The organism is Sphingopyxis sp. H053 (assembly GCF_001468225.1).
Lineage (GTDB): Bacteria > Pseudomonadota > Alphaproteobacteria > Sphingomonadales > Sphingomonadaceae > Sphingopyxis.
Window position 1 is genome coordinate 1 of record NZ_LNRU01000013.1, and the last position, 19,259, is coordinate 19,259.

A 19,259-nucleotide genomic window follows, 5' to 3' on the forward strand; every position below is an offset into this window, starting at 1 on the left:
CAAGCCGTTCGAGCACATCTACCGCCACCACCGCCGATACCGCATCACCGAAGGCGCCGAGGAAATCCAGATGCGAAAGGTCGCCGCCTATCTGTTCGGATATATGGGGCCGCGGCGCGAGACGATCGGGAAACTGTGAACCGGCCCCGCACGCTTTACGACAAGATATGGGATGCGCACGCCGTCGCCGAGGATGACGGCGAGACTTTGCTCTATATCGACCTGCACCTGCTCCACGAGGTGACCTCGCCGCAAGCCTTCGCCGGGCTGGCGGCGGCGGGGCGCGCGGTGCGGCGTCCCGAGCGCGCGCTCGCCTTGTCCGATCATAATGTGCCGACGGCGGGGCAGGCGGCGGGGCCCGGCGGGGTCGCCGATGCCGAAGCGCGCGCGCAGCTCGAAGCGCTGGTCAGCAACACGCGTGATTTCGGGATCGAGAATTTCCCGATGGGCGATCCGCGCGGCGGGATCGTCCATGTCGTCGGGCCCGAACAGGGACGATCGCAGCCGGGGATGACGATCGTCTGCGGCGACAGCCACACGTCGACGCATGGCGCATTCGGGGCGCTGGCGTTCGGGATCGGCACGTCGGAGGTCGAGCATGTGCTGGCGACGCAGACGATCCGCCAGCGCCGGTCGCGCAACATGCGCGTGACGGTCGATGGCGTGCTCGCGCCGCATGTCCATGCCAAGGATCTCGCGCTCCACCTGCTCGGCGTAATCGGCGTCGACGGCGCGGGGGGGCATGTCGTCGAATATGCCGGCGAAGCCGTCCGGGCGCTGTCGATGGAGGCGCGGATGACGCTGTGCAATCTCAGCATCGAAATGGGCGCGCGCGCGGGACTGGTCGCGCCCGATGCGACGACCTTCGCCTATCTGGCGGGTCGGCCCGCGGCGCCGACGGGGAAGGCGTGGGATGCCGCGCGCGCGCGCTGGGCGGCTCTCGCAAGCGATGATGCGGCGTTATTCGACCGCGAAATGCGGGTCGATGCGCGCGATGTCCGGCCGATGGTGAGCTGGGGCACAAACCCGTCGCAGGTTGCCCCGATCGACGGACGCGTTCCCGATCCGGCCGCGCTGACGAACGCCGAAGCGCGCGGCGCAGCGACACGCGCGCTTGCCTATATGGACCTGACGCCGGGCGTGCCGATCGCCGGATTGCGGCTCGACCGCGTGTTTATCGGCAGTTGCACCAACAGCCGGATCGAGGATCTGCGCATCGTGGCGGAAGTCGTGCGCGGCCGCCGCGTCGCGCCGCATGTTCGCGCGATGGTCGTGCCGGGGTCGGGGCTGGTCAAAAGGCAGGCCGAGGAAGAGGGGATCGACCGCGTCCTGCGCGACGCGGGGTTCGACTGGCGCGAGCCCGGCTGCTCGATGTGCGTCGGCATGAACGCCGACCGGCTGCAGCCCGGCGAGCGCTGCGCCGCGACGTCGAACCGCAATTTCGAGAACCGGCAGGGGCGCGGCGGGCGCACCCATTTGATGAGCCCGGCGCTCGCGGCGGCGAGCGCGATTGCGGGCTGCATCGCGGCGCCCGAAGTGCCGCGCTAGGGTGAGACTCTAGAGCGCCGCTTCGAACCGCGCGATCGCATCGGCGTGGCGCAGCGTGCGGGCGATGTCGTCGAGCCCCTCCATCAGGATCCGGCGATCATCGGGATCGATCGCGAAATCGATCGCCTCGCCCGACGCGAGCCGTATCTGCTGTGCATCCAGATCGACCTCGACCGGCGCATATTGGGCGAGCGCGATTTCGTCGCGCAGCCGCGCGCATGTTGCGTCGGGCAGGCGGATCAGCAGCAGGCCATTCTTGCGGGCGTTCCCGGCAAAGATATCGCCGAAGCTTGGCGCAATGACGCAGCGAATGCCGAAATCGGTGAGCGCCCATACCGCATGTTCGCGCGACGATCCGCAGCCGAAATTGCGGTCGGCGACAAGAATCCCGGCTTCGCGGCAGGCGGGCCGGTTGAGGATGAAGTCGCCGCGTTCGCTGCCATCGTCCACGAAGCGCAGCTCGCGGAACAGATGTTTGCCAAGGCCCGTGCGGGTCAGCGACTTCATATATTGCGCAGGGATGATCATGTCGGTGTCGACATTGGCGAGCGGCAGCGGGGCCGCGACCGCTTTCATCCGGGTAAATTTTTGCACATCGCCTCCATTAACTTAGTATTCTAAGTAAATGGGTCGGCCGATCTTGTCCAACATTATCGCGGGGTTGGAAGGGCGATACGGCGCAGGATGGCGATGAAGACAGTTGCCGCGCGAATCTTCGTGTCCTAAGGTTCGCAATCGCGCGGGTCAGCGCCCGGCGCCGGGGACCGCGACAGGGGAGCAGGATTTTGGCAAAGAAACCACAGGATTACCGACATCCCGCCGAATATTATACCGATCCCGAGAACAGCATCGGTTATCTGGCGCGCGTCGTCTTCCGCTCCTTTTCGCGGCTGCTCGAACGCCGCACGCTGACGCACGACGTCTCGGCAGGACAGTGGCGGTTTCTGCGCCAGCTGTGGCGCGAGGACGGCATCACCCAGCGCGAACTCAGCGAACGCGTCGGGATGCGCGAACCGACAACGGTCGTCGCGCTCAAGGGGCTGGAAAAGGCCGGGCTGATCACGCGCAGGAAGACCGCCGACGACCGCCGCAAGACTTTCATCCACCTGACGCCGCATGCGAAAAAGCTCGAACTGATCCTCGCGCCGATGAACGCCGAGATTCACGAGATCGCGACCAAGGGGATGACCGACGAAGAGGTCGAGGTGCTGCAGGGGCTGATGCGCCGCGTCATCGACAATCTTGGCGATGAAACGCGCAAGCTCGCGGTGCTTTCCGACATCAAGGCCTGATCGCTTGCATTTGCCGCGCACCCGGACAATAAGTTAGCATTCTAACTATATTGTCCGGGAGGGAAAATGACCAGCATCGCCGTCATCGTCGGCAGCACCCGCGAGGGATCGTTCAACCGCGCATTGGGCGAGGTCGCCGCGGCCAGTCTCGAAGCGCAGGGCGCAAGCGTGACGCGGGTCGATCTCGCAGCGTTCGACCTGCCGCTCTATTCGGCGGCGCGCGAGGCGAACGATTTTCCGTCCGACGCGCTGAAGCTTAAGGCGCTCTTCACCGCGCAGGACGGCCTGCTCTTCGTCTCCCCCGAATATAATGGCTCGCTCACACCGTTGCTCAAAAACGCAATCGACTGGGCATCGCGCCCGACCGGCGACGAGAGCATGGTCGCGCTGACCGCCTATCGCGGCAAGGTGGCGGCGATCATGTCGGCGTCGATCAGCCCGTTCGGCGGTCTCCGTGGGCTGATGCATTTACGCCAGATATTGTCGACGATCCAGATGCTGGTGATCCCCGAACAGGTGCTGGTGCCGAACGCGCACGCCGCCTTCGCCGAGGATGGCAGCTTGAAGGAGCCGCTGCCGGCGTCGCTGGTCGAAATGACCGCCGGACGGCTGATCGCGGTCGCGAAGGCGCTGTCGGCCTAGGTCCTGACCCTAACGGCGCGGGGCGGCGACAGGGCGGTCGATATTGTCGCCCCAGTCGGCTTCGAGCGCCGCGAGCAGGGCGTCGAACTTGTCCTGTCCCAGCTTGGCCGCGATTTGCGCGGTGAGATCGTCCATCGAGCGCTGCGCGTCCTTGCGCATGCGCGCGCCGAGGTCGGTCAGCGACACGACCATGTGGCGGCGATCGGCGGGATCGACGTCCATTTGCACGATGCCGAGCTTCACCATCTGGTTGATCGTGCTGTGGATCGCCTGCCGCGATATGCCCAGGTTGCGCGCAATGTCCGACGGACGCACGATACCGCTGACGATATTCGTCATCACCATCGACTGCGGGCGGTTGACGTCGGGCCAGCCATGGTCGTGGAGCCGTGCCTGAAGCCCTTCGTCGAGCCAGCAGAAGCGCTGGAAAAGCGCGATGATAAGCTGGTTGGTGCGCATGGACGCTATGATATGCCCCTGTTGCCGGCGGGGTGCCGACGTCAGCAAGCTAGAAGAGCAGGGCGAGCGAAGCAAGGCAGAGCGGCGTTGCAAAGGCAAAATACTTAGCATACTATCTATTGCAACGAGAATGGAGAGAGAGTCGCATGGACGGGTTGATGCAGAATGTGCCGCTGACGGTCGACCGGATCATCGATCATGCGGCGAATTGGCACGGGGCGCGCGAGATCGTGTCGCGCGATGCCGAGGGGCGCGTCACCCGTTCGAGCTGGGCCGACGTTCATGCCGACGCGAAGCGCGTCTCGAACGCGCTGGCGGCCGAAGGGATCAAGCCCGGCGACCGCGTTGCGACGATGGCGTGGAACGGCGCGCGGCACCTTGCCGCCTGGTACGGCGCGGCGGGGATGGGGGCGGTGCTCCACACGCTCAACCCGCGGCTGTTTCCCGAACAGATCGCCTATATCGCGAACCATGCGGGCGACCGGCTGCTGATCGCCGATCCGGCGACCGCGGAGCTGGTCGAGCAATTGCTGCCGCAGGTGCCGTCGATCGAAAAGGTGATCTTTTTCTGCGACCGCGCTTCGTTGCCGCAAACCAGCTTTGCCGCGACCGCCTTCGACGACTGGATCGCCGGGCAGCCTGCCGAATATGTCTGGGGCGGGTTCGACGAAAATGCCGCGTGCGGGCTTTGCTACACCAGCGGCACGACCGGGAATCCCAAGGGCGTGCTCTATTCGCACCGATCGAACTATATCCATGCGCTGATGACCCTGCAGCGCGACGCGCTCGGCTTGTCGGCGCGCGACACGGTGCTGCTCGTCGTGCCGATGTATCACGCCAATGCGTGGGGCGTCGTCTATTCGGCGCCCGCGGTCGGGGCGAAGCTCGTCCTGCCGGGGCAGCGGATGGACGGCGAATCGATCTATAATCTGATCGAGCAGGAGGGCGTCACCTACTCAGCCGCCGTGCCAACAGTGTGGCAGATGTTGCTGCAATATATGCAGGAAAATGGAAAGCGTTTCACGACGCTCGAGCGCGTGACGATCGGCGGCTCGGCGTGCCCCGAATCGATCATCCGCACCTTCCGCGACGATTATGGCGTCGACGTCATCCAGGGCTGGGGCATGACCGAAACCTCGCCGCTCGGCACGGTGTCGGTGCCCAATGCCGCGGTCGCGGCGAAATCCGACGCCGAACAGATGGCGTATAAGCTCAAGCAAGGCCGGTTGCTTTGCGGGCTCGACATGAAGCTCGTCGACGACGCGGGTAACCGTCTGCCGCATGACGGCAAGACGCCGGGGCGGCTGATGGTCAAGGGGCCGACAATTGCGGGCGCCTATTATGGCGGCGAGGGCGGCAACGTGCTCGATGATGAGGGCTTTTTCGACACCGGCGACGTCAGCACGATCGATGGCGAAGGCTATATGCAGATCACCGACCGCGCGAAGGATGTGGTGAAGTCGGGCGGCGAGTGGATCAGTTCGATCGAGATCGAGAATATCGCGATGGGGCATGATGCCGTCGCCAACGCCGCGGTCGTCGGGGTCGCGCATCCGAAATGGGACGAGCGGCCGATCCTGCTGTGCCAGTTGAAGCCGGGCGCCGACGCCTCCGCCGATGATCTCAAATCCTTCCTCGACGGCAAGATCGCCAAATGGTGGATGCCCGACGACGTGCTGTTCGTCGCGGCAATCCCGCTGGGGCCGACGGGCAAGATCGACAAGAAAGCGATCCGCGCGGGACTTGAGGGATACGAGCTGCCTTTTGAAGTCACCCGCTGACCATAACCATAAACAGGAGAGACTATGATGGACCCGAATGGGATCGAAGGACTGGACGCGCAATTTGTCGGGCTGGTGTCGCCAACGGCGCCGCGCATTCAGGCGGGCGGGCACCCGTGTCAGGGCATCTATTGGACCGAGGCGGGCAAGCGGCCGAAGGTCGCGATCATCGCGACCCACTATAATGTCGACTTCGCCGAACATTATATCGCCCCTTATTTCGCGCGGCAGGGTTTCGGCTTCCTCGGCTGGAACACGCGTTATCGCGGGGTCGAGGATCAGTTCCTGCTCGAACATGCGGTGCTCGACATCGGCGTTGGGATGAAGTGGCTGAAAGAAGAGGCCGGGGTCGAGCAGATCGTCATCCTCGGCAATTCGGGCGGCGGATCGCTGATGGGCGCCTATCAGGCCGAAGCGATCGCGCCGACCTTGACCGACCGCTTGCCCTCGGTCGGACAGGATGCGCTGGCGTCGCTGATCAAGGGCGACCTGTATATCAGCTTCAATGCGCATCAGGGGCGCCCTGAAGTGCTCACCGACTGGATGGACGCGTCGGTGATCGACGAAAATGACCCGACGCTGACCGACCCCGAACTCGACCCGTTCAACCCCGACAATGGCCCGCCTTATTCGGACGCTTTCATCGCGAAATATCGCGCCGCGCAGCGCGCGCGCAACCAGCGCATCACCGACTGGGCAAAGGCCGAGCTGAAGCGGCTGAACGATGCCGGTATTCCCGACCGCATTTTCCCGATGTTCCGGTGCTGGGGCGATATCCGCTGCGTCGATCCCGCGATCGACCCGTCGGACCGCAAGCCCAACTGGTGCTATCGCGGCGACCCCGCGATCGCGAACCGCACGCCGAGCATCGGGCGCGCGAACACGATCAAGACGTGGCTCAACATGTGGAGCCTCGAAACCTCGCCGTGTCAGGGGCAGCCGCACCTTGCCAAGCACGACACGCCCGCGCTCGTCGTACAGGGCACCGCCGACACCGGCGTATTCCCGAGCGACGCGCGCAAGATCTTCGATTTCCTCGGCTCGACCGACAAGAAGCTCGAATTGATCCCCGGCGCGCATTACTTCGAGGACTCGATCGAAGAACGGCAGAACGCCGCCGACCTCGTCGGCGCGTGGATCCGGGAGAAGCTGTGACGTGACGGCCGACGCCGACATCATCGACGGATTGCGCAACGCCGGGCTGGTGGGCGAGGGCGATGTCGTCCTCGAACCGCTGACCGGCGGCGTGTCGTGCGACGTATGGAAGGTCGAGACGCCGTCGGGCCCGATCGTCGTCAAACGTCCGCTCGAACAGCTTCGCGTCGCCGCCGAATGGCACGCGCCGATCGAACGCGGCCAGAGCGAAGTGCGCTGGCTGCGGCGCGCACGCGGGGTCGATGCGCATATGGCACCTGAGGTGCTCGCCGAACTGCCCGGCTATGGCTTCGCGATGCGTTTCCTCCCCGATTGCCCGGTGTGGAAGGACGAGCTGATGGCCGGGCGGGTCGATGTTGATTTCGCCGCCGCTGTGGGCCGGGGGGTTGCGGCTGTCCACGCCGCGACAGCGAACAATTCGGCCGACCGCGATGCCTTTCCGAACGACGCGATGTTCCGCGCGCTGCGCGTCGATCCCTTCCTGATCTACGTCGCCGAGCATGACGCCGAGTTGGCGCCGGTCTTGCGCGCGCTTGCCGACGACCTATCGTCGCGCAAGATCGCGCTCGTCCACGGTGACGTCAGCCCCAAGAATATCCTCGTCAGCAGCGACGGTCCGGTGTTTCTCGATGCCGAATGCGCCGTTTATGGCGACCCGGCGTTCGACGTCGCCTTCTGCACAACGCATCTGCTGCTGAAGGCGGTGTGGTCGGGCGATGCCCGGCTGAACGAAGCCGCTGCGGCGCTCGTTGCGGCGTATCGCTCGGCGGTCGATTGGGAGGATGTCGACGGCCTTCTGCTCCGCGCGGGCAAGCTCACCGCGGCGCTGCTTCTCGCGCGCGTCGAGGGCAAGTCGCCCGCACCATATCTCACCGACCCCGAACACAAGCGCGTCGTGCGCGATCAGGCACGGACACTCATTGTCGCGCCGTCGCCGATCGACGTGCTCGTCGCCAACTGGAAAAGGAACCTTGTATGACTTCGCGTATCGCCTCTGTCACCGGCCGCCAGATCTGGGATTCGCGCGGTCGGCCCACCGTTGAGGCCGAAGTCGTGCTGGAATCGGGTGCGGTCGGCAGGGCGATCGCCCCCGCGGGTGCCTCGCGCGGCGCGCATGAAGCGATCGACCTGCGCGACGGCGGTGCAGCGTTCGGCGGCTTTGGCGTCAATCGGGCGGTAGCGGGAATCGGATCGGAGATTGCGGGCGCGATCACGGGCATGGATGCGCGCGATCAGGCCGCCATCGATACGGCGCTCTGCGCGCTCGACAATACGCCCAACAAGGCGCGGCTTGGCGCGAATGCTGTCGTCGCGGTGTCAATGGCGGTGCTCCACGCCGCCGCGGCGGATGCGCGCGAACCGCTGTGGCGCTATCTCGCGGGCGGGCAAAAGGTGCGCGTGCCGCTCCCCGAAATCCAGATTTTCGGCGGCGGCGCGCATGCGGGGCGGCGCACCGACGTGCAGGACTTCATGGTGATGTGCCCGAAGGCGGGTAGCTTCCGCCGCGCGCTCGAAATCACCGACGATGTCTATCGCGCCGCGGGCAAGTTGATGGAGGCCAAGGGTCCGCTCTCGGGGGTTGCCGACGAGGGCGGCTGGTGGCCGAATTTCGCGTCGAACGAGGATGCGCTGGGCACGCTGACCAAGGCGATCGAGGCGAGCGGGCACCGCGCGGGCGAGGATGTGTTCATCTCGCTCGACATCGCGGCGAATGAATTGGGCGATGCCGACGGCTATAATCTCGCGCTCGACGACGGACGCTTGTCGGGCGAGGCGATGGCGGCGCGCATTATCGACTGGGCGAAACGCTATCCGATCCTGTCGATCGAGGATCCGGCGGGGCAGGACGACTGGACGACGATGGCGGCGGTCACCGCGGCGATCGGCGAACGGGTCCAGATCATCGGCGACGATGTGCTCGTCACCAACGCCGCGCGCGTCGAACGCGCGGGCGATGCGGCGGTGTGCAACGCCGCGCTGATCAAGGTCAATCAGGTCGGCACGGTCACCGAGGCGAAGGCGGCGCTCGACGCCGCGACCCGGCGCGGTTGGGGCGCGATCGTCTCGGCGCGCTCGGGCGAGAGCGAGGACGTCACCATCGCGCATCTCGCGACCGGCTGGGACGCCGGGCAATTGAAGGTCGGCAGCTTCACGCGCTCCGAGCGCATGGCGAAGTGGAACGAAATGCTGCGGATCGAGGAAGCGATGGGCGGCGACGCCGAGTTCGCGGGCTTCTCTGCCTTCGCCGGATCGATCGGCCGGGTGGCGGCATGATCGTCCTGCACGCCCGGCCGAGCCCGGGATTCCGTGAGGCCGTCGATGCGATCTTCGGCCCCGGCGTCGTCGTGCATGTCGATGAGGCGGCGCCGCTCGACGAGGTGGCGCCGGAAATCACCGCGCTGCTCCACGTCCTGACGCCCGTAACCCCGGAATTCATCGCCTCGGCGCCGAACCTGAAACTGATCCAGAAACTTGGCGTTGGGGTCAACACGATCGCGCTCGACGCGGCGCGCAGTCATGGCGTCGCGGTGTGCAACATGCCCGGCACCAACAGTCAGGCGGTCGCCGAAATGGCGCTGTCGTTGATGATGGCGGTGCTGCGTCGCACCTGCTTTTTCGATGCGCGCACGCGCGCGGGCGAGGGGTGGACGGCCGACCCGTCCGAACTCGACAGCGTGGGGGAGGTTGCGGGCCGGACAGTCGGGCTGGTGGGTTTCGGCCATTCGGCGCAGCTGCTCGCGCCGGTCTTGGCGGCGCTCGGGGCGAAGGTCGTCTACACCGCGCGCAATCGCCGTGACTGCCCATATGAATATCGTTCTTTCAATGACTTGATCGCCGAAGCCGATATCGTTTCGCTGCATATGCCGCTCACCGACGAGACCCGCGCGAGCGTCGATCCGTTCGCGATGAAGAAGGGCGCGGTGCTTGTGAACACCGCGCGCGGCGAGCTGGTCGATCAGGCGCGGCTGGTCGAGGCGCTGACCTCGGGCCATCTGCGCGGCGCGGGCCTCGATGTTTTCGCCGAAGAACCCCTGCCGCGCGGCAATCCGCTGCTCGGTTTGCCGGGCGTCGTGCTCGCGCCGCATATCGCATGGCTGACGCCCGAAACGCTTGTGCGCAGCCTGACGGTCGCGCACGAAAATTGCCGCCGTCTCGCGGCGGGCGAAACCCTTCTTCATCAGGTGGTCTAATGTCTCTCCCTATTGCTTTGATAACCGGTCAGCTTTTGACCGACGCCGTGTGGCAGCCGTTGCTCGATGCCTGGGGCGATCGCGAGGTGACCGTCGCCGACAACCGCAGCGACGACACGATCGAGGGCTTCGCGCAGCGCCTGCTCGACAATGCGCCGCCGCGGTTCGCGCTGATCGCGCACGCGATGGGCGGCTTCGTCGCTTTTGAGGTGATGCGGCGTGCGCCCGAACGCGTGGCGAAGCTTGCGCTGATCTCGACACTGGCGTCGGCCGACGGCCCGGCGCAGACCGCGCGGCGGCAGGGCTATATCGATCTCGTCGAAAGCGGCCAGTTCGACCAGGTGGTCGAGGAGCGCATCCCGATCCTGTTCCCGGAAGAAAAGCGCAGCGACGCGCGCTTGCTTGGTATCGCGCGGCAGATGGCGGCCGATACCGGCGCCGACACCTTCCTCGCGCAGCAGCGCGCGATCATGGCACGCATCGACAGCCGCCCGCGGCTCGGCGAGATCGCGGTGCCGACCTTGCTGATCTGGGGCGAGAAGGACGGCATCACCAGCCGCGCGCATCATGACGAGATTCTGGGGGCCATCCCGGGGGCGCGGCTCGAAGTTGTGGCAGGGGCAGGGCATTTGCCGACGGTCGAGGCGCCGGAGGTTGTGGTGCCGTTGTTGACCGCGTTCGTGGATCAATAACCTCGTCATTCCCGCGAAAGCGGGAACCCAGTTGCTACGGCAGATCGCTGGGTTCCCGCTTTCGCGGGAATGACGAATGAGTTTTACTTCAACTCCGCCCGCACCAGCGCGGTCCCGTCGACCATCGCCTTGAGCTTCGCTTGGCTATGCTCGCGGCTATGGTATTTCATCCCGCAATCGGGCGCGATCCACAGCCGCTCGGCGTCGACATAGCGCAGCGCCTCGCGGATGCGGCCCGCGACGACCTCGGGCGTTTCGACCTCGGGGATCGACAGGTCGAGCACGCCGTACATGATCGTCTTGGTCGGGAGTTCGGCAAGGATCGCGGGATCGAGCCCGGGCTGCGCCGCCTCGACCGAAATCACGTCGATCGCCGACGCCTCAAGTTCGGCGAGGAAGTCATAGGCCTTGGGCTTCGGCCCCGTCGCGCCCGCGCCATGATGCACCATCGCATAGCCGAAGCAGATGTGGAGCGCGGTCGTGCCGCCGACGCCGTCGAGCGCGCGGTTGATCGCCTCGATCGCATAGCTGTTCGCCTCGGCAGCGCGTGCCTGCAGATAGGGTTCGTCGAGCTGGACGACGTCGACGCCCGCTGCGAACAGATCCTTCACCTCGGCATTGACCGCATCGGCATAGTCCATCGCGAGCGCGCGCGCGTCGGGATAATAGCCATTCTCGGCCTGCTGCGTCATCGTGAACGGGCCGGGCAGGGTGAGCTTCACCGGCTTGGTTGAATGGCGGCGGAGGAAGGCCGCATCCTGCGCCTCGATCGGCGCGACGCGGCGGATCGGGCCCGAAACGAGCGGCACCGGGTTCGCGTTGCCGGTGCGGTCGACCGCGGTGCCATGCTTTTCGCGGTCGATCCCCGAGAGCGCGGTCGCGAGGCGGTTCGAATAGCTTTCGCGGCGCATTTCGCCGTCGCCGACGATGTCGATGCCGAGCTCTTCCTGATCGCGGATCGCCATCAAGGTGGCGGCTTCCTGCGCGTCGGCGAGCCAGGGTTCGGGGACGCGCCACAACGTCTCGGCGCGCACGCGCGGGGGCAGGCTGGCCTTCAGCCGCTCGCGGTCGATCAGCCAGTCAGGCTGGGGGTAGCTTCCGACGATCGTTGTCGGCAGGATGGGGTGGTCGAACAAAGCCATTCCTCTCATTTTTGGGCTGGCCAAACATTTGCTTAGTATTCTATCTAATTCAAGTCGAAACGACGGTTGGGAGAGCAAAATGATCGATCTGGAGGCCATCCGGACGCTGGCGGATATTCCCGCGGCGCAGGCGCGGGCGCGGGGGCAGGCGACTGCAGTGAAATTCGGGGAGCGCGAGACGAGCTTTGCCGCGCTCGACGCGCGCTCGAACCGCGTCGGACATGCGTTGATCGCGTCGGGTATCGCGCCGGGCGACCGCATCTCGGCGCTGACCAAGAACCATGACAGCTGGTATCCGCTCTTCTTTGGCACCGCGCGTGCGCGCGCCTGTTTCGCGCCGATCAACTGCCGCCTCGCGCCGGCCGAGATCGGCTTCATCCTCGGCGACGCCGCACCGAAACTGCTGTTCGTCGGCGAGGATTTCTTCGACTGCGCGCTCGCTGCGGTTGCCGATCTGGCGTCGCCGCCCAAACTGATCGCGCTTTATGGCGAACACCCCGCGTTCGAGCCGTTTGATGCATGGCTCGGCGATGCATCCGACGCCCCGCTCGCCGATCCGCCTGAGCTCACCGACGATGTGCTCCAGCTCTATACGAGTGGGACGACCGGCCTGCCGAAGGGTGTCGTGCTCACCAACGCCAACTACCGCACCTTCCTCGAGGCCGCGACCGAGGTCGACGGCTTTGCTTATGGCGAGGACGAGACGGTGATGATCGTCATGCCGCTGTTCCACGTCGCGGGCACGAACGTCAGCTTTTCGGGGCTCGCGCAGGGCGGGCGGCTTGTGCTCGTCAAGGATTTCACCGCGGCCGACGCGGTGCGCATGATGCGCGAGGAGAAGGTCGCGCACGCCTTCCTCGCGCCCGCGATGATCCAGATGATGCTGCTCCAGCCCGACGCGAACAGTGGCGCCTATCCCGCGCTCAAGTCGATCGCCTATGGTGCGTCGCCGATCGCCGAGGATGTGTTGCGCCGCGCGCGCGGGACCTTCGGCTGCGACTTCGTGCAATTTTACGGCATGACCGAGTCGGCCGGCGGCGGCTCCTATCTTTCGCCGAGCGCGCACGACCTGCCCGGCAAGCTCACCTCGTGCGGCAAGCCCTGGCCCGGCGCCGCGATGGCGATCCTGGGCGGCGATGGCCGCGAGCTCGGCGAGGGCGAGATCGGCGAGATTGCGATCCGTGGCGGCATCGTGATGAAGGAATATTGGAACCGCGTCGCGGCGACCGAAGAGACGCTCGCGGGCGGCTGGCTCCACACCGGCGACGTCGGCTATCGCGACGCCGACGGATTTTACTACGTCCATGACCGGATCAAGGACATGATCGTGTCCGGCGGCGAGAATGTCTATCCGGCTGAGGTCGAGAGCGCGATCATGGGCTGTCCGGGGGTCGCCGACGTCGCGGTGATCGGCGTGCCGGACGACAAATGGGGCGAGAGCGTCAAGGCGCTGATCGTACCAGCCGCGGGCGCGACGCTCGACCCTGCCGATGTCGTTGCCTGGGCGCGTGAACGGATCGCCGCGTATAAAATTCCCAAGAGCGTCGAGTTCATCGAGACCTTGCCGCGCAACCCGTCGGGCAAGGTGCTCCGCCGCGAATTGCGCGCGCCTTATTGGGAAGGGCGCGATCGCGCCGTGGGGTAGCCGGGATGTCGGCTCAGGGTGGTAAACTGCCGCCCCCTTCTTTCGTCATCCCGGACTTGATCCGGGATCCCGCTTTTTGAGGCATCGGCTGGCTTCGACTTCTAGCGGGACCCCGGATCAAGTCCGGGGTGACGATGAAAGAGAGCTCGGCTATGGGTCGCCAACCCGCCAGCCTCCACGCAAAAAAGAACCCGGCCAAAAGGCCGGGTCCAGGAGGAGTTCCCAGTGTACTTTTGGGAATGTCTATTCGGCGGGCACCGGGCTGCGGCCGGTGATGAAGCCTTCGCGCTTCGTGCCGTCGGCCTGCACCGGATCGTGCGCGACGTCGCTTTCGTCGAATTCCTTGGTCCACGCCGCGAACTCGAGGCACACGCCGTCGGGGTCGAAGAAATAGACCGAGCGCACAAAGACGCCGGGGTGAAGCTCGGCCGACGCCTGCATCGGTGAATCGTCGTGGTTGAGCACTGGGGTCACTTCGATGCCCTTGGCGATCAGCCGCTGGTAATAATCGTCGAACTTGTCGGCACGGACGTTGATTGCGATGTGGTTCATCGACCCGTGCGCCGACACGAAGCTGCCCCGCGTTGGCAGTGCCGCGGGGGCGGAGATGCCCGGAACGGCTTCGGGCGCATCGGGGAACCAGAAGAAGGCGAGGCTGTCGCCATTGCCGATATCGAAGAAGAAATGCTGGCCGCGGCCGCCGGGCAGGTCGATCGTCTTGGTCAGCGGCATGCCGAGCGTGTCGCGGTAGAATTCGACCGTCCTTGCCATATCCTTGCACACGAGCGCGAGGTGATTGACCCCGCAGAATTCGAATTCGCTATTTGCTGCAGCCATGATCCGTCTCCTTGTGGTTCAGTTTGCGTTGACGCTGGGGCGGCTTTTGATCCGCTCGTACCAGCGCCCGACATTGGTGAAGGCGGGATCGATCGGTTGGCCGACCGTCGCGCCGAAATCGAGAAAGGCGAAGAGCATGATGTCGGCGAGGCTGAGCGCGTCACCCGCGATGAATTCGCGCCCGGCGATCTGCCCGTCGAGCCATTCGATCCCGTCCTGTGCGGTTGCTTTCAGCCCCGGCGCGGCCTCGGGCAGGCAGCGCAACCGCGACTCGAACAAGGTCAGGCCCTCGGCAAAGCGGAAGCCGTTGGTCAGCGGCTCGCAAATCTTGAGGTCGACGCGGCGCGTCCACATGCGCGTCGTGGCGCGCTCTTCGGGCGTCGATCCGATCAGCGTCGGCTCGGGAAAACGCTCGTCGAGATATTCGCAGATCGCGGTGACTTCGCAGACGAAACTGCCGTCGTCGAGTTCGAGCGCGGGGGTCTGTCCGGCGGGGTTCACATCGACATTATATGGCGCACGCCGGTTCTCGCCGCCGCGCAGGTCGACGCTGACCTCGGCGATCTCGATACCCTTTTCAGCCATGAAAAGCTTCACGACGCGCGGGTTGGGGCCAACGCTGTTATAGAATTTCATCTTACCCTCTCCCCGTCTCTTTATCATCTTGCGGGTTAACCGTCAACTTAGTTGACGATTAACCCGGGGCGCGGCCAACGTACACGATATAGCGTCCCCGTCGTCGACGCCGTAATATAAGCATCGCGCCGATCGGCACCGCCGAACGCGATATTGGTGATCCCGACATCGGGCAGCGGCACGAACTCCGAACCGTCCCCAACGGGGTCGAAAATCGTGATCCCGCCCTCGACCATCGTGCCGACGCAGATACGCCCGCTCTCCTCGATCGCCATGCTGTCGAGCAGACGAAAGGCCGGCGGGGTGCCGACGAACCGGCCAGGCGCCCACGGTGGTGGCGGCGCGAGTTCGCCGGGCGCCGCGATGTCCATCGCCCAGACGCGCGCGGTCATCGTCTCGCTGACGTAGAGCGTCTTGCCGTCGGGGGAGAGGCCGATGCCGTTCGGCCCCATCATGTCGGCGCGCTGGCGGCTGATCTTCGATCCGTCGGCGGCGGCGTAGTAGATCGCGCCATGGTCGCGGCCGGTGTCGCGCACCTGGCCATGATCGGTGAACCAGAAACCCCCCTCCTCGTCGAAGACGATATCGTTCGGCCCCTTGAGCCGCTCGCCCTCGAAGCCGTCGTAAAGCGTCGTCACTGCGCCGGTGGTCAGGTCGACGCGCTGGATCGACCCGCACGCCTCGGCATGCGCGGCGTGACCGGGGAACAGCAGGCCGCCCGCCTCGATCCATTCGAAGCCGCCATTGTTGCACACATAGGCCGCGCCGTCGGGCCCGATCGCGAGGCCGTTCGGACCGCCGTCAAGTTCGGCAACAACCGACAGGCTGCCATCGGGCAGGACGCGCGTCAGCGTGCCGCGCGCGATCTCGACGAGCAGCACCGAGCCGTCGGCGATCGGCACCGGGCCTTCGGGAAAGCGCAGCCCGGTCGCGACGACTTGAGGCGGGCCGTAACCACTCATCCGTTGGCTGGGCGCGGGGCGCTGAGAAAGTCGGCGGCGTTGAAGCCTTCGGGCGCCGCGACCTCGACGATCGGGTCCTCGCGCGCGTCATATTCCATGCGCAGCGCGCGGGTGATCACCGCATGCATGTCATAGAGGCAGGTGATGTAGGTGAACTCGAAAATCTGCTCGTCGTTCCAGAAGGTCTTGAGCTTGTCGAAGACTTCTAGCGGCACCCGTCCACTCGCCTGTGCAAGGCAGTCGGCATAGGCGAGCACGGCGCGCTCCTGCTCGTCATAGCAATCGGCAACCTGCCAGTGCGCGATGGCGGCAATCTTCTCCTCGCTGACGCCAAGACCGCGGAGCGACTTGCAATGCTGCGAAAAGACGAACTGGCTGCCCTTCACCCAGCCCGCGCGCGTCTGCCCGAGCTCGCGCAGCACCGGATCGATCGTGCGCGCCGGGTTGCGATAGACGGCGAAACCCTTGACCGCATGTTCGAAGATATCGGGCGACAGCGCGAAGACCGTCCACCAGTCGCCGGGCGTGCCGGTCGCGGTGCCGGGCTCGGCAACAGGGTCGCGCTCGCCGAACAGGCGGTTGTAATAGGCGAGGACGGTCTCGTCGGTGACTTCCGACCGGGGAACCTGACGCAGGACGGGCATTGGGAGTCTCCTCAGGCGTTCGCGAATTTGCGGAATTCGACAACATGCGCGCTGTCGAAATATTCGTCGAGGCGCGTGATCTTGCCACCCTCGACCTGGCAGATGATCGCGCAGGGCAGGCGGACCGCGCCATCGTCGTGGACGCGCTTGCCTTTCAGCACATGCTGCTGGACGAAGCCGCCGGGGAAGGTGGTCAGCCGGCGCTCGGCATATTCGCGGTCCTTGATCCGTGCGACCATGCCGGTCAGTGTCTGCGCGGTCTGCGCCGGGGTGACGATCAGCTCGTCGGTGTTGTGCCAGATTTCGGCGTCAGGCGTGAAGCTGTTCTGCATCGTCTCGATGTCGCCCGCCTCGATCGCGTCGAAAAAGCGCTGCGCCATTGCGCGAATATCGTTCTCTTCGGCCATGTCTCTCTCCTTATGCTTTGGCGCCGAACATGCGGCCGCCGTTGGCGGCGATCAGCCCGTCGATATCGTCACCCCGGTACGCCGGATCGGCCGAGGGGCCGAAGGACGCCAGCATATCCTGCGTCACCAGCTCGGCCATCGCCTTCCATTCGGGGTGGGTGAAGATCCAATAGTCGCCGGCTTCGATCGCCTCGACGACGCGCGCGCCGATCTTTTCGGGCGACATGCCGCCCGCGAGCACGCCCTGCATCGCCTGGCTCGTCGCCGCAGCCTTGCCGACCTCGACCTCGACGGGGCGCAGGTCGCGCGTCGTCTCGACAATCCGCGTCGCCGACATGCCGGGCATCAACACAGAGATATCGACGCAGGTTTCGGCGAGTTCGTTGCGCAGCGCCATCGCGATGCCGAGCGTGGCATATTTGGAGCTGATGTACGCAACCGAGATCGGCGGCGGCACGATCGCGACCATCGATGCGGTGAGGATGAGATGGTTCGGCTCACCCGACGCCTTCATGTCGCCGAGGAAGGTGCGACAGGCATAAAGATGCGCGTGCGCGTTGACCGCATAGTTCCAGCGCCAGACGTCGGTGTCATATTGCTCGAACGGCCCCGATCCGCCGCCGACCCCGGCGTTGCTGAACAGGATGCGCACCGGGCCGAATTCACGCGCCTGTTCGCCCGCGGCCGCCCAGCTGTCCTCGCTGGTGACGTCGAGCTGGAGGCCGAGGGCGTTCGCGCCTTCGGCGCGCAGGGTTTCGGCCGCACCATCGGCGCCCGCGCCGTCGATATCGGCGAGGATGACAGATGCGCCTTTGGCCGCCAGCGCCCTGGCGGTGGCAAGCCCAATTCCGCTCGCGCCGCCGGTGATGAAGGCGGTCTTCCCCGCGACATCGGTCATTCGGCGAAATCCTTCTCGAGATAACGCGTCATACGGAACTGCGCGATCCCCGCCGCGGCGGCGAAGGGCATCAGCGCCATCAACGCCCATCTGAGGCTGCCGTCGCCAAAATCGGGTTTCAGGCTATCGCTGACGATCCCGGCGAACAGCGGACCGAGCCCGAGGCCGATGATGTTGAACATCAGCATCAGCACCGCGGCGGCGGTCGCGCGGCTGCGCGGCGGCGTGAGATTCTGCACCAGCGCGAGCGCGGGCGCGACATAGGCGGTGCACGCCGCCATCGGGATCAGCATCAGCGCGAGTGAGAGCTGCCAGCTGTCGACGAGCAGCGCGGCAATGAAGGTCGGGATCAACACGGCGGTCGCGAGCGCCGGAATGGTGCCATAGGCGCGCGCGGACACCTTCGCGCGGTGACTGACCAGCCAGCCGCCACCGAGGATGCCGATGCCGAAGGTGATGCCCGCCGCCGGGCCGAAATAGGTCGCCATGGCATCGAGCGGCATTTTCTGCGTCCGCATCAGGAAGGCCGGAATCCAGTTGAGCATGCCATAGCTGGTAAAGGCGGCGAGGCCGCTCCCGATCATCACCATACGGAGCGACGGGCGGCGCCAGAACATCGCAAGGCTCTGCGAAAAAGGCAGGGCTTCGTCGGCCGCCTTTTGCACGTCCATCTGTCCGCGCGCGGGTTCGCGGACAAGCCAGATCAGGATCGGCGCGACAATGACGCCGACGATGCCGATCAGGATGAAGGCGTTGCGCCATCCGATGTTCGCGGCGGCCCAGGCACCGAAGGTCGCGCCCACAAAGACGCCGAACGGGCCGTTGAGCGTGAAGATACCGATCGCGAGCGGGCGCTGCGCCGGCGGATAATAGTCGGCGATGACCGACAGCGACGGCGCGGTGCCGCCGGCTTCGCCCGCACCGACGCCGAAGCGCATCAGTGCGAGCTGCCAGAAATTCGATGCAAAGCCGCACGCGGCGGTAAACCCGCTCCACACGACGCACGCAATGCCGATCAGCTTCACGCGGTTCCAGCGGTCGGCGATCATCGCGACGGGGACGCCCATCGCGGCGTAGAAAAGCGCGAAGGCAAGGCCGGTGAGCAGCCCGAACTGCGTATCGCTGAAATCCATTTCGGCGCGGATCGGTTCGACGAGCACCGACAGAAGCTGGCGGTCGACGAAGTTGATCGTGCCGACCACGAACAGCATGGTTAGCGCGACGTTGCGGCGCACGGCAAGGCCGCGGTCGGGCGCTATGGCGCCTCCATCGAGGGCAGTCGCCTCTGTCATCACACTCTCCAAAAACGCACGAGTCTTCTCGTTCCA

At 65.6% G+C, this 19,259-nt stretch carries 21 protein-coding genes; 11 read left to right on the top strand and 10 right to left on the bottom strand.

The genetic code is table 11. The features are described 5' to 3' along the window. Together ATE70_RS24965 and leuC are read left to right on the top strand one after the other, a co-directional pair. The coding region (locus ATE70_RS24965) for an acyl-CoA dehydrogenase family protein (protein ID WP_331458525.1) at positions 1-139 on the top strand (139 nt) is incomplete at its 5' end. Then, positions 136-1,548, top strand: coding sequence for a 3-isopropylmalate dehydratase large subunit (gene leuC / locus ATE70_RS20385; RefSeq protein WP_058539404.1), 1,413 nt, complete (start codon positions 136-138; stop codon positions 1,546-1,548). The genes ATE70_RS24965 and leuC, both read left to right, overlap by 4 nt. 9 nt (positions 1,549-1,557) lie before the next feature. On the opposite strand, the gene leuD is transcribed toward leuC, so the two are convergent. Beyond that, positions 1,558-2,142, bottom strand: coding sequence for a 3-isopropylmalate dehydratase small subunit (leuD, locus tag ATE70_RS20390; RefSeq protein ID WP_058539405.1), 585 nt, complete (start codon positions 2,140-2,142; stop codon positions 1,558-1,560). A gap of 191 nt (positions 2,143-2,333) precedes the next feature. On the opposite strand from leuD, the gene ATE70_RS20395 reads away from it, so the two are divergent. Continuing rightward, a complete protein-coding gene (locus ATE70_RS20395; protein WP_056373752.1) occupies positions 2,334-2,840 on the top strand; it encodes a MarR family winged helix-turn-helix transcriptional regulator in 507 nt (168 codons plus the stop codon). A 66-nt stretch (positions 2,841-2,906) separates the two neighbouring features. Then, positions 2,907-3,482 carry an NADPH-dependent FMN reductase gene (locus ATE70_RS20400; RefSeq protein WP_058539406.1) on the top strand — a complete coding sequence of 192 codons (576 nt, stop codon included), beginning with the start codon at positions 2,907-2,909 and terminating at the stop codon, positions 3,480-3,482. A gap of 9 nt (positions 3,483-3,491) precedes the next feature. Here ATE70_RS20400 and ATE70_RS20405 read toward each other — a convergent pair whose 3' ends face one another. Then, positions 3,492-3,941, bottom strand: a complete 450-nt coding sequence (locus ATE70_RS20405) for a MarR family winged helix-turn-helix transcriptional regulator (protein WP_058539407.1) — start codon at positions 3,939-3,941, stop codon at positions 3,492-3,494. A 146-nt stretch (positions 3,942-4,087) separates the two neighbouring features. Here ATE70_RS20405 and ATE70_RS20410 point away from each other — a divergent pair, with 146 nt between their 5' ends. From ATE70_RS20410 to ATE70_RS20435, 6 genes are read left to right on the top strand one after another with little or no spacing between them, the layout of a single operon-like run. Continuing rightward, entirely contained in the window at positions 4,088-5,722 is a 1,635-nt protein-coding gene (locus tag ATE70_RS20410) for a long-chain-fatty-acid--CoA ligase (RefSeq protein WP_058539408.1), read from the top strand. A 24-nt stretch (positions 5,723-5,746) separates the two neighbouring features. Next, positions 5,747-6,877, top strand: a complete 1,131-nt coding sequence (locus tag ATE70_RS20415; protein ID WP_058539409.1) for an alpha/beta hydrolase — start codon at positions 5,747-5,749, stop codon at positions 6,875-6,877. Between the two features lies 1 nt (position 6,878). Continuing rightward, positions 6,879-7,856 carry an aminoglycoside phosphotransferase family protein gene (locus ATE70_RS20420; RefSeq protein ID WP_058539410.1) on the top strand — a complete coding sequence of 326 codons (978 nt, stop codon included), beginning with the start codon at positions 6,879-6,881 and terminating at the stop codon, positions 7,854-7,856. Beyond that, positions 7,853-9,151: a phosphopyruvate hydratase gene (gene eno, locus ATE70_RS20425; RefSeq protein ID WP_058539411.1), complete on the top strand. Its 1,299-nt coding sequence runs from the start codon at positions 7,853-7,855 to the stop codon at positions 9,149-9,151. The genes ATE70_RS20420 and eno overlap by 4 nt, the downstream gene beginning before the upstream one ends. Beyond that, entirely contained in the window at positions 9,148-10,068 is a 921-nt protein-coding gene (locus ATE70_RS20430; RefSeq protein WP_058539412.1) for an NAD(P)-dependent oxidoreductase, read from the top strand. Before eno ends, ATE70_RS20430 begins: the two co-directional genes overlap by 4 nt. A 35-nt stretch (positions 10,069-10,103) precedes the next feature. Continuing rightward, positions 10,104-10,760, top strand: coding sequence for an alpha/beta fold hydrolase (locus ATE70_RS20435; RefSeq protein WP_058539413.1), 657 nt, complete (start codon positions 10,104-10,106; stop codon positions 10,758-10,760). An 83-nt stretch (positions 10,761-10,843) separates the two neighbouring features. On the opposite strand, the gene ATE70_RS20440 is transcribed toward ATE70_RS20435, so the two are convergent. Beyond that, positions 10,844-12,001 carry a 5-methyltetrahydropteroyltriglutamate--homocysteine methyltransferase gene (locus ATE70_RS20440; protein ID WP_405053445.1) on the bottom strand — a complete coding sequence of 386 codons (1,158 nt, stop codon included), beginning with the start codon at positions 11,999-12,001 and terminating at the stop codon, positions 10,844-10,846. Between ATE70_RS20440 and ATE70_RS20445 the strand changes: the two genes are divergently transcribed. Then, a complete protein-coding gene (locus tag ATE70_RS20445; RefSeq protein ID WP_058539415.1) occupies positions 11,982-13,547 on the top strand; it encodes a long-chain-fatty-acid--CoA ligase in 1,566 nt (521 codons plus the stop codon). The genes ATE70_RS20440 and ATE70_RS20445 overlap by 20 nt on opposite strands. A 243-nt stretch (positions 13,548-13,790) precedes the next feature. On the opposite strand, the gene ATE70_RS20450 is transcribed toward ATE70_RS20445, so the two are convergent. The 7 genes from ATE70_RS20450 to ATE70_RS20480 are packed head-to-tail and all read right to left on the bottom strand — an operon-like array spanning position 13,791 to position 19,223. Next, positions 13,791-14,384: a VOC family protein gene (locus tag ATE70_RS20450; protein ID WP_058539416.1), complete on the bottom strand. Its 594-nt coding sequence runs from the start codon at positions 14,382-14,384 to the stop codon at positions 13,791-13,793. An 18-nt stretch (positions 14,385-14,402) separates the two neighbouring features. Beyond that, entirely contained in the window at positions 14,403-15,020 is a 618-nt protein-coding gene (locus tag ATE70_RS20455; protein WP_058539417.1) for a glutathione S-transferase family protein, read from the bottom strand. Between the two features lie 47 nt (positions 15,021-15,067). After that, positions 15,068-15,982, bottom strand: coding sequence for an SMP-30/gluconolactonase/LRE family protein (locus tag ATE70_RS20460; protein WP_058539418.1), 915 nt, complete (start codon positions 15,980-15,982; stop codon positions 15,068-15,070). Then, positions 15,979-16,626 (bottom strand): carboxymuconolactone decarboxylase family protein, encoded by a 648-nt coding sequence (locus tag ATE70_RS20465; protein ID WP_058539419.1) that lies wholly within the window; start codon positions 16,624-16,626, stop codon positions 15,979-15,981. The genes ATE70_RS20460 and ATE70_RS20465 overlap by 4 nt, the downstream gene beginning before the upstream one ends. An 11-nt stretch (positions 16,627-16,637) precedes the next feature. After that, positions 16,638-17,033 (bottom strand): nuclear transport factor 2 family protein, encoded by a 396-nt coding sequence (locus tag ATE70_RS20470; protein ID WP_058539420.1) that lies wholly within the window; start codon positions 17,031-17,033, stop codon positions 16,638-16,640. Between the two features lie 10 nt (positions 17,034-17,043). Continuing rightward, positions 17,044-17,931, bottom strand: a complete 888-nt coding sequence (locus tag ATE70_RS20475) for an SDR family NAD(P)-dependent oxidoreductase (protein WP_058539421.1) — start codon at positions 17,929-17,931, stop codon at positions 17,044-17,046. Continuing rightward, a complete protein-coding gene (locus tag ATE70_RS20480) occupies positions 17,928-19,223 on the bottom strand; it encodes a spinster family MFS transporter (RefSeq protein ID WP_058539422.1) in 1,296 nt (431 codons plus the stop codon). Before ATE70_RS20480 ends, ATE70_RS20475 begins: the two co-directional genes overlap by 4 nt. Between the last annotated feature and the right edge of the window lie 36 nt (positions 19,224-19,259).

Bases quoted from the DNA above. Each gene is read 5' to 3' on its own strand.
- ATE70_RS20400 (WP_058539406.1), top strand. From the start codon at position 2,907: ATGACCAGCATCGCCGTCATCGTCGGCAGCACCCGCGAGGGATCGTTC.
- ATE70_RS20405 (WP_058539407.1), bottom strand. From the start codon at position 3,941: ATGCGCACCAACCAGCTTATCATCGCGCTTTTCCAGCGCTTCTGCTGG.
- ATE70_RS20410 (WP_058539408.1), top strand. From the start codon at position 4,088: ATGGACGGGTTGATGCAGAATGTGCCGCTGACGGTCGACCGGATCATC.
- ATE70_RS20415 (WP_058539409.1), top strand. From the start codon at position 5,747: ATGATGGACCCGAATGGGATCGAAGGACTGGACGCGCAATTTGTCGGG.
- eno (WP_058539411.1), top strand. From the start codon at position 7,853: ATGACTTCGCGTATCGCCTCTGTCACCGGCCGCCAGATCTGGGATTCG.
- ATE70_RS20430 (WP_058539412.1), top strand. From the start codon at position 9,148: ATGATCGTCCTGCACGCCCGGCCGAGCCCGGGATTCCGTGAGGCCGTC.
- ATE70_RS20445 (WP_058539415.1), top strand. From the start codon at position 11,982: ATGATCGATCTGGAGGCCATCCGGACGCTGGCGGATATTCCCGCGGCG.
- ATE70_RS20440 (WP_405053445.1), bottom strand. From the start codon at position 12,001: ATGGCCTCCAGATCGATCATTTTGCTCTCCCAACCGTCGTTTCGACTT.
- ATE70_RS20450 (WP_058539416.1), bottom strand. From the start codon at position 14,384: ATGGCTGCAGCAAATAGCGAATTCGAATTCTGCGGGGTCAATCACCTC.
- ATE70_RS20455 (WP_058539417.1), bottom strand. From the start codon at position 15,020: ATGAAATTCTATAACAGCGTTGGCCCCAACCCGCGCGTCGTGAAGCTT.
- ATE70_RS20460 (WP_058539418.1), bottom strand. From the start codon at position 15,982: ATGAGTGGTTACGGCCCGCCTCAAGTCGTCGCGACCGGGCTGCGCTTT.
- ATE70_RS20465 (WP_058539419.1), bottom strand. From the start codon at position 16,626: ATGCCCGTCCTGCGTCAGGTTCCCCGGTCGGAAGTCACCGACGAGACC.
- ATE70_RS20470 (WP_058539420.1), bottom strand. From the start codon at position 17,033: ATGGCCGAAGAGAACGATATTCGCGCAATGGCGCAGCGCTTTTTCGAC.
- ATE70_RS20475 (WP_058539421.1), bottom strand. From the start codon at position 17,931: ATGACCGATGTCGCGGGGAAGACCGCCTTCATCACCGGCGGCGCGAGC.
- ATE70_RS20480 (WP_058539422.1), bottom strand. From the start codon at position 19,223: ATGACAGAGGCGACTGCCCTCGATGGAGGCGCCATAGCGCCCGACCGC.